The following is a 14,377-nucleotide window of genomic DNA, read 5'->3' as shown; positions in this document are numbered from 1 at the left end:
CTAGGTCAGCCGCGCTTCGCAGGCACACGACAAAATAGGCAGCGCCTCGCTTTGGGCGCTGTCATAGAGATCTTCTGCTGCAAAGAGCAGCTGATCGCGTTTTTCGTCTTCGAGATCGGCGGCAAGCGCCAGAATGCTTTCAATCCGTGGGTCATTGCGCGCCTCGAGAAAGCTGCGCACAACGTCGGGATCATAACAGCGGACGATCTGCTCGACGAATTGTTCGACCAATTCGACCTGCGCACCGTTCAGGTTCGAGAGGGCATGTTTTACGCGTGCGGTATTCCCGTTCATGTCCAAAACAATGGTGTTCATTCCGTTTCCCAATCCGTTTTTAGGTCCTGCCCAAGCCGTTCAGCCTGACGCTTTCTTGTTCCGGTCACGATTGCAGCACAGGCAATAAGCGCGAGCGGATAGAAAATCCCCTCGACCCCGCGCGCAATCATCAGTCCCACTACCAAGGCCAGAGACAACACACCCAAAGCGCGGCTACCTTGACCGAGCGCAAGTTTCACAAGCGCGGCAGCTGCAATCCCGTAGATCAAAAGAAAGTTTTGCCCTGCCGCGACGAGAAGATTGCCCAAGTGGACGTCGCCAAGGCCCGAAATAACGGTGACAGTCAAAAGAACCGTGACAGTGAGCAAAACCGCTCGGTAAGGCACCCCATTGCGGAGCGTTCCGATCCAAGACGGAAACAGGCCCTCGGTCGCGCCCGAATAGACCATGCGCGACACAGCCCAGACCGCCCCCGAGAGGTTGGCAAAGACCATCAGGATAGACAGAACGCCGACCCCCGCACTTCCGACTGGGCCGAAATGTGCGCCGAAGATGGCCGAGAACGGCGCGGCATAGTTCGAAATGTTACCCGCGCCCGCGACGACCACCGCAAGAGCAACGTAGAGCACCACCGCAATCACGAAAGAAGCAGCAATCGCGGTCGGAAAATCGCGCTCGGGCCGTTTGAACTCGCCCCCGAGGTTCGCGCTCACTTCCCAGCCCGTAAAGGCGAAAAAGACCATCATGAACGCAACACCGAGGGTGGAGAGCGGCGGAATGTCACCCACCGACGTCGGAAGGATCGATGCATCGGGGCGGACAAAGGCCAGACCCAGACCCGCGATCACGACCAAGGCCAGAACCACGGTCGAGGCAATGATCGCATTCACGCGACCCGCAATTTCGGCCGAAAGGACATTGGCGAGCACCGCCAGCACCAGAAGGAGGACTGCATAGACATGGGCCGAGCCGCCAAAGGTCTGGGCGGCATAGTGGCCCCCCGTGATGGCGATGGCGGGAAGCCCGAAGATCACCGCCCCCAGCAAAAGAAAGGTGACGGTGACATAGCCGAAGCGCCCGAAGGCGATCTGCGCGATCGAGGCCAGACCGCCCGCGTCCGAATAGCGTCGACCAAGCAGGTAGAACACCGCCAACAAAGGGATCGCAGCAAGCGCACAGGCGCCCCAAACAAGGAGCGCCGACGAGCCGACTGTTTCAACGGCGAGACCGGGGAGGGACAAAAGCCCCGCCCCCAACACGATATTGAGCATCAAAGCCGTCCCGCGGCCAGCGCTCAGGGTTTTCGATAGTTCAGCCATTCTTGGGAAGGTCCACTTGATGGAATGCGATGAGATAGGTCGCCCCGCCGTCAAGCGCGACAGAACCATGAAGCGTGCCCGCAGGAAGCGTGATCACGGTGCCCGGGCCGCAAATCTTTTCGCCTTGGTCCCAATAGAAGCGCACGTTTCCTTCGAGGATGACGAGCGTTTCATCGGTGGTGTGACGGTGCCATGCGTGTTCCTTGCCCGCCACGTCCCGTTGCACCTCGATGCACCCCTGATCGGGGAGCATATGCGAGATCAGGGCTTTCCATTCGGTGGTGTCGATCTGGGTCGAGAAAATGCGGAAATCGCTTTCAACTGCGTCAGTGATATCAAGTGACATCCTAGGCTACCTTTCCTTTTGAACTTGGGTGAACGGCCGCATCGGGGCGCGGCATGTGATGGAAGGGGCACTTGGGTGCCTCGTTCGTATCTTCCAGGAAATACTGCTGGAACTCGCGGTTCTCGACATCGCCATAGGCCCCCAAATAGGGAGAGGTATCGATGGCATCGAACTTCTCGAGGCGCTCGCGCACGATCCGCAGCGACCGCAAGACCGCAGGATCTTCGCTGTCGGTGATCCCTTCGAAAACCCAGCGCGGTTGCAGGGTGATCATGAACGAGGTCGAGCGACGGCTCTGGCGCAGCACATGGGCGGGCGAATTGCAGACCACAAAGATCGGCTCTCCGTTGAAGCAGAACTCCCAGCTCGGGCTGTCCAGTTCGGGGCATATTTCGGCGGGGCGCGCTTTACCGTCGATGGCTTCAAGCCCAGCAAGGAGAGACCAGAACCGATCGCGGTAATCCTCCATCGGCGTGACGGGACCCGGTCGGCCAAAGACCACAAGCGAAGTCATCGTGCCGAAGCTTCTCGCGTTTTCGAGATAGTCCGCAAGGATCGGAGCAAGCGCCTCGGGCGTCATCGGATCGGGGAAGGCATAGCGCACATGCCCCGCCTTGAGCCCGCTCACACCAAAGACACACGGAAAAGGACGTGACTTACTGGTTAAAGTTGATTCAAACTCAGAGAAAACGACCCTCTGCCAGCTTGGCTCATTGAACGTGGTGAAAACGTCGTCTTTTGTGAAGTACCCTGTCATGGCGTTCCTCTATCTGCCGTTTTGTAAAGATTGAGATAGATTTCTTCGCCAATCATCTTTCGAATTGAAAAATCTTCTACGTTTTGTAAAATCTACCAAAGATTGTTTTAGCATTTTGGATTCCCGTTGAAGCTTACCCAAACAGATCGAGTGATTCTCGAGTTGCTCCGAGAGAACAGCCGCAGGTCGATCACCGAGATCGCCGCGTTGCTGGATTTGTCCCGCCCGACCGTGAAGCATCACGTCGAAAAACTTTGCGATGCCAATGTCATCAGGCGCTTTACCATCGAGGTGGATGCGCCCGAGGAGGAACGGCCTCAGGGGATCAGGGCGATGTTCGATGTGCGGCTGCGGCGCAATGTCTGCGGGATGGTTTATTCGTCGATCTCGCACTGGAGCGAACTCGTCAGTTGTTGGTCGACTTCGGGCTCCACCGACATGCGGGTTCTCGTCGAAGCGGCCAATCAAACAATCCTTGAGGACCTTAGAGACAGACTTGCCCGACATCCCGAAGTGGCTGCGCTGACAACAACTGTCGTTTTGAAAACCTGGTGTGAACGAATTTCCGGCATACAGGAACGCGCTCCAGAAGAATTTGTAATCACGCGCAAGGGGGTGCCAATCGCATGACAAATACTGCGAACCATATAGATCAGGCGATGGGTATGCTGCTTCGCATGCACCGCAAGGCCGCGGGCCTGAGCCAATCCGAGCTTGGGGAAGCGGCGGGAATCTCGTTCCAGCAGATCCAGAAATACGAAAGCGGCGGCAATCGCGTTTCGATCAGCCGTCTGTTCGTTCTGGCCAAAGCGCTCAAGATTTCGCCGACCCAACTCATCACCGAACTCGAAGAAAGCGTTGAGCGCGAGGAAAGCGGCGGCACTGCAATGGATTCACGTCTCGAATTCCTTGCGTCCGATGGCGGGCAGCGCGCGATCAACGCGCTCATGGCGATCAACAATCCACGTATTCACGACAGCTTTGCCGATTTCCTCTCTGCGCTTGTGAACGAACAGCAGCGGCGCACGCCCTAAGCCTTGCGACGCGCCTCGGCGCGCGTGACGAGCATGAGGCCCACCAGCAAAAGCCCTGCCCCTAGTCCCGTCGGCAGGGTGACGCTTTCCCCGAGCAGAAACACGGCAAGAAAGAACGCGGTCATCGGTTCGACCAGCGCAAGAGTAACGGCTGTCGAAGGAAGGACATGCCGAAGCCCCCACGTATAGAGCGCATAGGCCACACCCGTCGACAAAACGCCCAAACCCAAGAGCGGCCAAAGCGCCTCGGCCTGCCAGATCCAAGCGGTATCATAAAGGAAAAGCGCGGGCGCGGTGACGAGCGCGGCAACGGAAAAGGTCGCCGCGGCAATCGCGCTGCTGTCGAGATCGGTTTTGATTGCGCTCGTCGCTTGGGAATAAAAAGCATAGCTCGCCCCCGCCCCAAGGCCGAGAAGCACCCCGAGCGGGTCAGGGCGCACATCGGCACTGAGCCCCGCGAGAAGGACAACCCCGACAAGACAGAGCCCAAGGCCAAAGGATTTGGCCTTCGTCGGGATAATCCCGCGCAAGATTTCGTAGCCGATCACCCAAAGCGGCGCACTGCCGATGGTGATCGCGGTCCCGACCCCGACACCGGCAAGAGCGACACCGCGAAAAAAGAGAAGGTTATAGAGCCCGATGGAACATCCCGCGAGGAAGACGCCCCCTAAGGGCAACTGCGCGAGAGTGCGCGGGCGTGCGCCTGTTGCCAAGGCCAGAACGCAAAGCGCAATCGCCCCAATGACCAGTCGCACGACGCCGACCACCACAGGGATACGCTCTGCGGGCATCTGCGCCTGAAGCGTGCCTGTCGATCCCCAGAGGATGGCGGCAAGCACCACAGCGAAAACACCAAGGATCGCGGGTCTTTGGTTCATCTATTTTCCCTCGACAAGCTCTAGGAGCCTTGTGACGTTATCCCTGACATCGAATTTCGATTGCGCCAAGGCGCGGCTTCTCTCGCCCATAGTCCGATAGAGGTCTTCATCGGCAGCAAGCGCGGCGATAAAGGCAAGCGCTTCGGCCCTCCAGCCCGAAGAGCCGAGATCGACGGACACGCCGTTTGCTTCGCCGACGAGATCGTCACACCCTCTGATTTTGGACATGAGAATGGGACATCCCGCCGCCAAAGCTTCGATCAGGGACCGCGGTTTGCCTTCGCCATATTCCGAGAGCAGACATCCCACCGTCCGCCCCTGAAACAGTGGCCTGACGTCATCAAGCGCCCCGTGATAGGTGATCTCGCCGCGTGCCTCGGCCGCTTTGATTTCGGCAATGGGAAACCCGCCTTGGGTTTCGGGGATCGCAAAGCCTGCAAGGTGGAAGCGCGTCGCTAGCCCCTTCTCGCGGGCAATCTTGGCGAGCGAGAGGAAATGCCCGATGCCCTTGGCCCGCAAAAGCCTTGCGTGACAAAGGACGTTGATCGGGCCTTCGGCAGGATGCACGGGACGCCAAGCAGCAAGATCGACGCCCGATCCCGCCACAAGATGCGCGCGGTTGGGCGGCACCAGACCTGCATCGGTCCATTCGGCAAGATCGACCTCGTTCTGGAACACGACAGCGGAGGCCTTTTGCATCATAGGCCGAAGAAGCCCGAGGGTGAGCCTTTGGCGCAGTGCGCCATATTGGGCCAAAGCGCCCTGCCCCGCGATTACCGCAATCCAGCGGCTTGCTTTGGGACCCCAAAGCCCGACGTGCACATTGGCGAGCAAGGTAAATCCCAGAACGACATCAGGCCCGAAATCGTCCAGTTGGGACCGCAGCGCTCTTTGTGTTTGCCAAAGCGTTCCGATCCTGACCCGCCTTGGACCGAATTCCACATTCCGAACCTCAACCCCAAGACGCGAGAGCCGTTCGAAGTAATCGCGATTGCCGCAAAAACAAATCACCTCGTGCCCCGCTTCGCGCAGCGCAACAAGCGTCTCTTTGCGGAAATTCCAGAGATACCAGCTATTGGTGGCGACAACGGCGATTTTCAAACGGGGGCCTTTTTGCTTTTTCGGCACTCTAGCTCAGGCGGCATTGGATGTTCACCCGAATTGCATATACTTGCACAACTTTTTCCAAAGGACGCCATGGGTCTCGTTTTCCAGCATTCCGTGCACAGCCGTATTTTGATCGGCGACATTGCGCCCGTTTCCGCTTTGGCGGGAATGGATCATCTGTTGGTGCGCACGTCGGGCACAAGCGGACATCCCAAAGTGATCAAGCGAAGCGCGGCGAGCTGGATCGCAAGTTTCGAGGCGAACCGCACCCTGTTCGATCTTGAGCCAGACGACACCTATGCGGTGCTCGGCGGGTTCGAGACATCGCTCTCTCTTTATGCGGTGAGCGAGGCACTACATCTCGGGGCCGACGTCCTGGCCTTGGGCGGGCTCGGGGTCCACGCGCAGAAAAGCGCTTTATCGGACCATTCGGCGACGGTGCTTTATGCCACGCCCACCCAGCTCAGGCTTTTGGCACGGGACCGCTCGGAACCGATCCCCGCTCTGCGGCTGATCCTCTGCGGTGGCGGTCGGCTTGATCCGCACACACAAGCGATGACGCAAGACCTTTTCCCAAATGCAACCTTCTACGAGTTTTTCGGGGCCGCAGAGACGAGTTTCATTACACTTTCCGACATGAACACGCCCCAAGGCGCTGTCGGGCGTCCCTATCCAGAGGTCGAGATCAACCTCGAAGGCGGCGAACTTTGGGTGAAAAGCCCCTATCTCTTTGACGGTTACGCCCAAGGAGAGGCACCCGACACACGATGGCGGGACGGGTTTCTGAGCATCGGGGAAATGGCCGAGATGAGAGAGGGCTATCTTTTCCTCTTGGGCAGGAAATCCCGCATGGTGACGGTCGCCGACACGAACGTCTTTCCCGAAGACATCGAAGCCGTCCTTGCTTTTGCTTCGGGGGGCCGGCTCGTGGCGGCGGTCACGGCACTTGATGCGATGCGCGGCCATAGCATCATCGCGGTGATCGAAGGGGCCCCCGATCCCGACCTCCTTGCGGAACTTCAAAGCGCCGCGCGGGACGGTTTGCCGCCCGTTGCGCGGCCAAAGCGTTTCTTGTTCCATCCGAGCTTTCCATTGCTGGGGTCAGGTAAACCCGATCTCGCCGCCCTTACGATTTGGGCTAAGGACCAGTTATGAGCGTCATCGTTTCGGCATATCGCACGGCTGTTGTCCCGCGCGGCGGGGCATTCGCCGCATACGACGTCCATGACCTCGCCGCCCCCGTGATTGCGCGGCTCCTGCACGACGCTGGCCTTTCTACGGATCAGGTCGGTGAGATCATCGTTGCGAACGCCATTGGCGAAGGCGGCAATCCTGCACGTCGGGTTGCTCTTGCGGCAGGGCTTCCCGAGACCGTTGCGGGATTAAGCATCGACAGACAATGCGCAGGCGGGCTCGATGCGCTTTTGCTGGCTGATGCGATGATCCGCGCGGGACTGCATGACATTGTCATCGCGGGCGGGGTGGAAAGCTATTCCCGTCGCCCGCTTCGCTCGCGTGTGTTCGCAGATGGCCGTCCCCCCGAACCCTATGACCAAGCACCCTTTACCCCGTGGACGGATCGCGACCCGATGATGGCCACCGCCGCCGAGGCCTTGGCCCAAGAGCTTGGCATTTCCCGCGAGGATCAGGACCTTTATGCGGTTCAAAGCCATGCCAAGGCACTCGCCTCAAACCCGTGCAAGGAGATCGTCGCGATTGCGGGACAAGAGCGCGACCCCTTTGCCCGCGACTTGAGCCAAGCCCATTGCAGACGCGCCAAGGTCATTGACGGCACCATCACCGCCGCGAACACGGCCGTTGCTGCGGATGCGGCGGCCTTTTGTCTTGTCATGTCCGAGGCGCGGGCGGCTGCGCTCGGGCTCGGCGGCATGCGGATCACCAAAGGACTGACAATCGGCGGGCGGCCCGACCTTCCCGGACTTGCCCCTGTTGCGGCGATCGAACGCCTGCTGACCGAAACGGGATTGCGACCCGACCAGATCGACCGCGCCGAAATCATGGAGGCCTATGCGGTTCAGGCCATCGCCTGCATCCAAGGGGCAGGATTGCCGCAAGAGTGCGTCAACCGAAACGGCGGCGCTTTGGCGCGCGGGCATCCCATCGGGGCCTCGGGCGCGATCCTTGCGGTGCGGCTTTTCCATGATCTGGAACAGGGTGAAAAGGGCTTGGCCGCGATTGCCGCGGCGGGCGGCCTTGGCACTGCGCTTTTGGTCGAGCGTTAGTCAAAGCCCCGAAACGTGGCGAAGGTGCTGAGTTCGTCGCGCTCGGTTCGGAAGCCGTTGACGGGATGACCCGTATCTTCGCGACCGATGGCAATGCCGCACACCACAAGCTGATCCTCGCCCAATCCCAAAGCCTCGAGCGCGGTCGGACCGTAATTGGCAAGCGCGCCGATCCCTGTTGCGCCGTATCCAAGCTCTTTCGCCGCAAGAAAAAGCGCCATGAGTGACATGCCGAGGTCTATAAAGCACCCCGCCCCCATGTTGCGGTCAATCGTCACCACGATGCCGACGGGCGCATCAAAGAACCGATAGTTCAGCTCGAATTGGCGACGGCGACCTTCGAGGTCGCGTTTGTCGATGCCGAGCGCGTCATAGAGAGCAAATCCTGCCGCACGTTGCCGCGCCTTGCGATCTGCGGGCATCGGGTTCGGGAAATAGCTGTATTCCTGAACATGGGGCACATCCTGCGCAATCGCTTGCGCAAAGGCAGCGGAAAGCTGTTCGAGCGCCTTGCCCGTCAGCACATGGAAATGCCCGGGCTGAAGGTTCGCACCGCTCGGGGCACGCCGCGCCGCGCGAAGCATGCGTTCAAGATCGGCTCGCGCCACGGGCTCTTTGGTAAAGGCACGAACCGAATGCCGCTCCTCGAGCAGTTTTTCGAGCGGCGACGGGCTCATGCCCGCGAGAGCACGCTTGCAGGGCGCGCTTTGTAGAGCGTTGCGGTCAAAACGCCTGCGATGATCGCCTTGATCAAATCACCAGGGATAAAGACGCCCATGACCATCGTCGCCTCGGCCAATGTCTTTTGCGCGATAAGCGAGAAGCCGACGATCCCGAAGGCATAGAGGACCACGACACAGCCCACGATCGAGGCCGCGCCCGCAACCAGAGCAAGGTTCCCCGAGCGGAGCCTTTCGGTCACGAGGCCCGTTACGAATGCGGCAAAGGGAAAGCCGATAACAAAACCTGCCGAGGGTGCGGAGAAAACGCCAAGACCACCGCGACCGCCCGACAAAAGCGGCAGACCGAGCGCCACCAGCACCACAAAGAGCAACACGGCAAGACCGCCGCGCTTGGCCCCGAGCACTGTCCCGCAGAGCATCACCCCAAGGCTTTGCGCCGTGATCGGCACGCCGAAACCAAGCATGATCTGGGGCACAAGTCCCAAGACCGCGATGAGCGCTGCGAACAGCGCGACGAGTGTTACATTCTTTTCCAAATCAGTCTCTCCCCGACCGCGACACCAGCCCGCCACGGGCCTTGAGTGCTGCTGCCATATCATCTGCGTCGTCAATTGCCATGATCGCAAGCGGCAAGACAACCCTCCAGTTGCCCTTCGATTTGGATCGCGCGCGCCATGCATCGACGACGTGACGGCCCTTGAGTATCAAAGTGGGAACGAGACGGATGACCATGGCGATGGCGATCTCGATGGCGCGGGTGTTGATCCCGAGCGCCCTCAGCGGGGTCATGAGCCGCCTGAGCACCTCGATCATATCGGTCAGCCGCGTGGTCATGGTGACAAGGTTCGCCAAAGCGACGCTTGTGATCATCCGCATAAGGATCACAACGCCACTTTGCATCTCGCCTGTGACAAGATGCCAGACCGCGACGACAAGAACAAAAGGCCAAAGCACCCAAAGCCGTTTGACCCCCGTGCGCGAGAAAACCCCTCCTCCAAGCGCATAAAGCAGGCCTGTGACCACAAGGGCCACAAGTTGCGCCAAGGGAGACTCAAACGAAAAGAGCAGAACGCTTGCCACACACAGCCCGACAAGCTTTGCCCCCGCAGGCCAATCATGGGCACGGGTTCTAACGGGAGAGGTCAGCGATATCATCCGAAGCCCCAAGCTCTGTCATTGCCTCAAGATAAAGGGCAAGCGTTTCACCCGTCGGTCCCTTGTGGCGCAGCGTTCCACCGTCGATCCACAGCACCTCGTCATAATCGCGGATGTCGGCAGGATCATGACTGATGTGCAGAAGCTGGCCTTCGAACTTCGACAGATAGCGACCAAGCTGCAACTTGGTCGGAAGATCAAGCCCCGCAAAGGGTTCATCAAGGATGATCAGCTTGGGCTTCATCAGGACGACCGCCATAAGGCACAAAAGATGTTTTTGCCCCTGCGATAGCGTGTGCGTCGCGGCCTCTTCCCAATGGGCTTTGCCAAAATCCCGCAAGAGTGTGCGGGCCTCTTCGATGGCCGCACCCTTGGGCCGCCCGATCTGGATCAGGCCAAAGATCAGCTCTTCGATCACGGTCGGGAAAATGATCTGGTGATCGGGGTTCTGGAACAAGACGCCCACGGTCTCGATGGCCGTGGCGCGGTCGGCAAAGGGGTCGATGCCGCCAACTCTGATCTGACCCCGCGTCGGGGCCTCAAGACCCGAAAGGAGTTTGGCCAGAGTGGATTTGCCGGAGCCATTGCGCCCGACGACGCCGATCCGTCGCGCTTTGGTCGAAAACCCGACAGAGGTCAGAATGCTGCGGCCTTCGACTTCATACCCCAGATCGCGGATCGAAATCTCTATCAATTCGGGTTGGGTCAATGACGGCTCCGCACGAAACTTTGCGGCAACCTAAGTCGAAGCCCCCCCAAGATCAATGCGACCCAAATGCAGCAATTGCACAAATCCAAGCCGCGAACAGGCGATTTTCTTGGACCTGACACGAGCCAGAGGCTATCGCATGGGGCAATCAGGGCGGGCACAGAACCCGTTCGACAAGACGAGCAGACGGAAAAGGTGTCCACATGAAGATCGCAGTGGCAGGACTTGGCTATGTTGGATTGTCCAACGCAGCGCTTTTGGCCCAAAACCATCAGGTTGTTGCGACGGATATCTCGCAAGCGCGTGTGGATGCTGTGAATGCGCGGCGCTCGCCGATCATCGATCCCGAGCTCGAGGATTTTTTGGCGAACAAGGAGCTCAACCTTTCGGCCACGACCGATCCCGAGGACGCTTATTCCGCCGCCGATTTCGTGATTGTGGCGACGCCCACAAACTATGATCCCGAGACGAACTACTTCGACACCTCCAGCGTCGAGAGCGTGATCGGCTTTGTGCTGCGCTTCAATCCGCGCGCGACGATCGTCGTCAAATCCACCGTCCCCGTCGGCTTTGTCAGCGGCATCCGCGAGCGGCTCGACACCGACCGTGTGATGTTCTCGCCCGAGTTCCTACGCGAGGGACGTGCGCTTTACGACAACCTCCATCCCAGCCGTATCATCGTCGGCGACCAGAGCGGCGAGGCCCGCCGGTTTGCCGATCTCCTCCTCGAAGGGGCGGTCAAAAAGGATGTGCCCCTGCTCTTTACCGGCCCTGATGAAGCCGAGGCGATCAAGCTTTTCTCGAACACCTATCTCGCCATGCGCGTCGCCTATTTCAACGAGCTCGACAGCTATGCCATGGCCGGCGGGATGGACACGCGTCAAATCATCGACGGGGTGAGCCTCGATCCGCGGATCGGTTCGCATTACAACAACCCCTCCTTCGGCTACGGCGGCTATTGCCTCCCCAAGGACACCAAGCAGCTCCTCGCGAATTACTCCGAGGTGCCACAAAACCTCATCCGCGCGATTGTCGATGCCAACCGCACCCGCAAGGATTTCCTCGCCGACCAGATCATCGCGCGAAAACCAAAAGTCGTCGGGGTCCACCGCCTTGTGATGAAGGCAGGCTCCGACAACTACCGCCAATCCTCGATCCAAGGGATCATGAAGCGGATCAAGGCCAAGGGGATCGAGGTCATCGTCTATGAACCCGTGCTGACCGAGCCCGAGTTTTTCAAATCCCGCGTGGTGAGCGACCTCGCCGCCTTCAAGGCCGAGGCCGAGATCATCCTCGCCAACCGCCTCACCGACGAGATCCGCGATGTGGCGGACAAAGTCTTTACCCGCGATCTGTTCGGAGCCGATTGATGCCCACTGCTCTTGTCACCGGCGCGGCCGGCTTTATCGGGTTCTTTGCGGCGCAACGTCTCTTGAAAGACGGCTACCGCGTGGTCGGGCTCGACTGCATGTCGGACTATTACGATGTCTCGCTCAAGGAGGCGCGGCTTGCGCTTCTCGAGGCGAACCCCGACTTCCGTCATGTTTTCGGCAAGGTCGAGGACCCCGGTCTTCTGATGTCGCTCTTCGAGGAAGAGCGCCCCGATGTGGTCATCCACCTCGCCGCCCAAGCGGGTGTGCGGTATTCCATCGAGAACCCCCGCGCCTATATGGAAAGCAACCTGATCGGGACCTTCGAGCTTCTTGAAGCGGCCCGCGCCTTTCCGCCCCGCCATATGCTTCTTGCCTCGACTTCTTCGGCCTATGGCGCGAACACCGAGATGCCCTATCAGGAAACGCAAAAGGCCGACCATCAGGTGTCGTTCTATGCGGCAACCAAGAAATCGACCGAGAATATGGCGCATTCCTATGCCCATCTCTTCGATCTTCCGATCACGATGTTCCGCTTCTTCACGGTCTACGGACCTTGGGGACGGCCCGATATGGCGCCTTATAAGTTCACCAAGGCGATCCTCGCCGGCGAGACTATCGACGTTTACAATTACGGCGATATGAAGCGCGACTTCACCTATGTGGAAGACTTGGTGGAAGCGATCCGACTTTTGATAGACGCGGTGCCAGTGCGCCCCGCGGACGGCGTTGTGCCCCACGGCGACAGCCTCTCCCCAGTCGCGCCATGGCGCGTGGTGAACATCGGCAATTCCGACGCCGTGCAGCTTACCGATTTCATCGAAGCGATCGAAGAGGCAACGGGCCTTAAAGCCACCCGCAACCTCATGCCGATGCAGGCAGGCGACGTGCCCGCCACATGGGCCGATGCCTCGCTCCTCAAATCGCTCACGGGGTATCAGCCGAAAACCGACGTCCGCGACGGGATGAAGGCGTTCGTCAAATGGTATCGCGAATTTTACGGCAACTTGGGGCCCGAGGCCTAGCGCTTGCCTGGGATCACGAGGCTCGGATCATAGCGCTCGTTTAGCCATTCGGGAAAGGCGATCTCGGTCGCGAGATAATCGCGCTCATAGGCGTCGATCACCTCGTCCAGCACCGCTTTGCGGCCCCTGCGTAAGTGTAGATATTTCGCGCTGAGCTGGGCGCGGGCGTCGGCGATAGTGCCGCCCTTGTAGAGCACATAAAGAGCCGCCACGAGGCCCGTGCGATCCGCCCCCGATTTGCAATGGAAGATGAGGGGCTTTTCCGCTGTTTCAATCGCCTCGATCACCGCTTGGACCTCTGCGCGGGTCGGGGCGCGATGCGAGTCAATCGGCACATCAAGTAACGTCAGCCCAAGCTCTTTGCACAGTTCCACTTCGAAATAGTGTTGCGGCTGGCGCACCTCGCCCCGAAGGTTGATGACCGTTTGAAGCCCGTCGGCGGCATATTTGCGGAAACGCTTGTCCGTGGGGTGGTTGGTGCGCATCACGCCCGGAAAAATCTCGACTTCATTGGTCCAGATGTCGCGCAAAAACCCGTGGTCGATCCATTTGACGAAAAACCGCGCGCGCTCGATCTCGTGCGGGGCGTAGGTTTCGGCTTCGAAGCTTTGATGCCATTTCGCCTCGCAGGCCTGACCGTGTTTATAGAGCGTCGAGACGAGGGCTTTGATCTGGTCCCAAAGGCTGCTTTGTGCCGCCCGCAACCGATAGGCCGCGACCGCTTTGTCGGGATCATAGGCGGTCTTGACCCAAGTGAGGAAATCCACGCCTTCGCCCGCCTCGGCGTATTGATCGAGCACTTCGTCAAGGACGCCCGTATGACCCTCGCGGATATGCAGGTAAGCGGCCGAAAGCTGCTTACGCGCCTCGTCGAGAGGGAGCTTTTCCTGGGTCAATTGCCAGATGGCTGCAACAAGCCCCGTGCGGTCCGCGCCCGATTTGCAATGGATCAACAGCGGCTTTTCCCAGTTCGGCATCTCTTCGATGAGGGAGACGAGTTGTTCGCGGCTCGGAGCTTCACGCTGTGAAAAAGGGCGATTGAGATAGGTGATCCCGCGCTCTTTGCACTCCCATGCAACAAGCTGAGACGGTGAGCGGTCGGAGTCGTTGCGCAGATCGACAATGGTTCTAAGGCCGAGCGGCTCCAACTCTGCGAACCGCGCAGGGTTCGGGTTGTTCGACCTGTAAACCCCTTGGGCGATTTCCCATTGGTTGCGCCACTTGACCCGCAAGAACCCCGCATCAAGCCACTTGAGATAGGTTTCCGCCGAGGCGCGGTCTTCGAGGGTCTCGACACGATGGGTGAAACTGTTCTTCCAAGCGCGGATGGGATTGTAGGTCACAAGAAAGGTTCCGTTCAAAGAAGTCGTGCCGATAGCGCGTCAAAGCCGCTTTTGATGACGCTTGCTATCGTGTTCTCCCCTTTGGTGCAATCGAGTGGTCCTTTTGCATCCACAAAGCGCTGGCCTTTTCAG

Annotated in this window: 17 protein-coding genes; 6 read left to right on the top strand and 11 right to left on the bottom strand. The window is 59.4% G+C overall.

The genetic code is table 11. The features are described from left to right. From QQG91_RS03125 to QQG91_RS03110, 4 genes are read right to left on the bottom strand one after another with little or no spacing between them, the layout of a single operon-like run. Window positions 1-315, bottom strand: coding sequence for a hypothetical protein (locus QQG91_RS03125; RefSeq protein WP_285771527.1), 315 nt, complete (start codon window positions 313-315; stop codon window positions 1-3). Beyond that, window positions 312-1,595 (bottom strand): APC family permease, encoded by a 1,284-nt coding sequence (locus tag QQG91_RS03120; RefSeq protein ID WP_285771526.1) that lies wholly within the window; start codon window positions 1,593-1,595, stop codon window positions 312-314. Before QQG91_RS03120 ends, QQG91_RS03125 begins: the two co-directional genes overlap by 4 nt. Then, the gene (locus QQG91_RS03115; RefSeq protein WP_285771525.1) at window positions 1,588-1,941 is read right to left on the bottom strand and encodes a cupin domain-containing protein; all 354 of its coding nucleotides are present in this window, start codon (window positions 1,939-1,941) and stop codon (window positions 1,588-1,590) included. The genes QQG91_RS03120 and QQG91_RS03115 overlap by 8 nt, the downstream gene beginning before the upstream one ends. 1 nt (window position 1,942) lies before the next feature. Then, window positions 1,943-2,698 (bottom strand): YqcI/YcgG family protein, encoded by a 756-nt coding sequence (locus QQG91_RS03110; protein ID WP_285771524.1) that lies wholly within the window; start codon window positions 2,696-2,698, stop codon window positions 1,943-1,945. Between the two features lie 126 nt (window positions 2,699-2,824). Between QQG91_RS03110 and QQG91_RS03105 the strand changes: the two genes are divergently transcribed. Further along, a complete protein-coding gene (locus QQG91_RS03105; protein WP_285771523.1) occupies window positions 2,825-3,328 on the top strand; it encodes an Lrp/AsnC family transcriptional regulator in 504 nt (167 codons plus the stop codon). Continuing rightward, on the top strand, window positions 3,325-3,732 hold the full coding sequence (locus QQG91_RS03100) for a helix-turn-helix domain-containing protein (RefSeq protein WP_285771522.1): 408 nt from the start codon (window positions 3,325-3,327) through the stop codon (window positions 3,730-3,732). The genes QQG91_RS03105 and QQG91_RS03100 overlap by 4 nt, the downstream gene beginning before the upstream one ends. Here the strand turns inward: QQG91_RS03100 and QQG91_RS03095 are convergent. After that, window positions 3,729-4,610: a DMT family transporter gene (locus QQG91_RS03095; RefSeq protein ID WP_285771521.1), complete on the bottom strand. Its 882-nt coding sequence runs from the start codon at window positions 4,608-4,610 to the stop codon at window positions 3,729-3,731. The genes QQG91_RS03100 and QQG91_RS03095 overlap by 4 nt on opposite strands. Continuing rightward, complete coding sequence (locus tag QQG91_RS03090) at window positions 4,611-5,711, bottom strand: glycosyltransferase (protein ID WP_285771520.1); 1,101 nt, start codon at window positions 5,709-5,711, stop codon at window positions 4,611-4,613. It lies immediately after the preceding gene. A 96-nt stretch (window positions 5,712-5,807) separates the two neighbouring features. On the opposite strand from QQG91_RS03090, the gene QQG91_RS03085 reads away from it, so the two are divergent. Together QQG91_RS03085 and QQG91_RS03080 are read left to right on the top strand one after the other, a co-directional pair. Then, a complete protein-coding gene (locus QQG91_RS03085; RefSeq protein ID WP_285771519.1) occupies window positions 5,808-6,872 on the top strand; it encodes an AMP-binding protein in 1,065 nt (354 codons plus the stop codon). After that, window positions 6,869-7,960, top strand: a complete 1,092-nt coding sequence (locus QQG91_RS03080; RefSeq protein ID WP_285771518.1) for a thiolase family protein — start codon at window positions 6,869-6,871, stop codon at window positions 7,958-7,960. Before QQG91_RS03085 ends, QQG91_RS03080 begins: the two co-directional genes overlap by 4 nt. Here the strand turns inward: QQG91_RS03080 and QQG91_RS03075 are convergent. The 4 genes from QQG91_RS03075 to QQG91_RS03060 are packed head-to-tail and all read right to left on the bottom strand — an operon-like array spanning window position 7,957 to window position 10,507. Then, complete coding sequence (locus tag QQG91_RS03075; protein WP_285771517.1) at window positions 7,957-8,637, bottom strand: nitroreductase family protein; 681 nt, start codon at window positions 8,635-8,637, stop codon at window positions 7,957-7,959. The genes QQG91_RS03080 and QQG91_RS03075 overlap by 4 nt on opposite strands. After that, window positions 8,634-9,179 carry a biotin transporter BioY gene (locus QQG91_RS03070; RefSeq protein ID WP_285771516.1) on the bottom strand — a complete coding sequence of 182 codons (546 nt, stop codon included), beginning with the start codon at window positions 9,177-9,179 and terminating at the stop codon, window positions 8,634-8,636. The genes QQG91_RS03075 and QQG91_RS03070 overlap by 4 nt, the downstream gene beginning before the upstream one ends. A gap of 1 nt (window position 9,180) precedes the next feature. Beyond that, window positions 9,181-9,798 (bottom strand): energy-coupling factor transporter transmembrane component T family protein, encoded by a 618-nt coding sequence (locus QQG91_RS03065; protein ID WP_285771515.1) that lies wholly within the window; start codon window positions 9,796-9,798, stop codon window positions 9,181-9,183. Beyond that, on the bottom strand, window positions 9,773-10,507 hold the full coding sequence (locus QQG91_RS03060; protein WP_285771514.1) for an energy-coupling factor ABC transporter ATP-binding protein: 735 nt from the start codon (window positions 10,505-10,507) through the stop codon (window positions 9,773-9,775). Before QQG91_RS03060 ends, QQG91_RS03065 begins: the two co-directional genes overlap by 26 nt. A 203-nt stretch (window positions 10,508-10,710) precedes the next feature. Between QQG91_RS03060 and QQG91_RS03055 the strand changes: the two genes are divergently transcribed. Both QQG91_RS03055 and QQG91_RS03050 read left to right on the top strand, forming a co-directional pair. Continuing rightward, on the top strand, window positions 10,711-11,877 hold the full coding sequence (locus QQG91_RS03055; protein WP_285771513.1) for a nucleotide sugar dehydrogenase: 1,167 nt from the start codon (window positions 10,711-10,713) through the stop codon (window positions 11,875-11,877). Continuing rightward, window positions 11,877-12,902: a GDP-mannose 4,6-dehydratase gene (locus tag QQG91_RS03050; protein ID WP_285771512.1), complete on the top strand. Its 1,026-nt coding sequence runs from the start codon at window positions 11,877-11,879 to the stop codon at window positions 12,900-12,902. Before QQG91_RS03055 ends, QQG91_RS03050 begins: the two co-directional genes overlap by 1 nt. Here the strand turns inward: QQG91_RS03050 and QQG91_RS03045 are convergent. Next, the gene (locus QQG91_RS03045; RefSeq protein WP_285771511.1) at window positions 12,899-14,245 is read right to left on the bottom strand and encodes a phosphatase domain-containing putative toxin; all 1,347 of its coding nucleotides are present in this window, start codon (window positions 14,243-14,245) and stop codon (window positions 12,899-12,901) included. The two genes, QQG91_RS03050 and QQG91_RS03045, sit on opposite strands and share 4 nt — an antisense overlap. Window positions 14,246-14,377: the final 132 nt, after the last annotated feature.

The organism is Marivivens sp. LCG002, assembly GCF_030264275.1.
Taxonomy (GTDB): domain Bacteria; phylum Pseudomonadota; class Alphaproteobacteria; order Rhodobacterales; family Rhodobacteraceae; genus Marivivens.
This window is presented reverse-complemented; position numbering and strand designations above follow the sequence as displayed.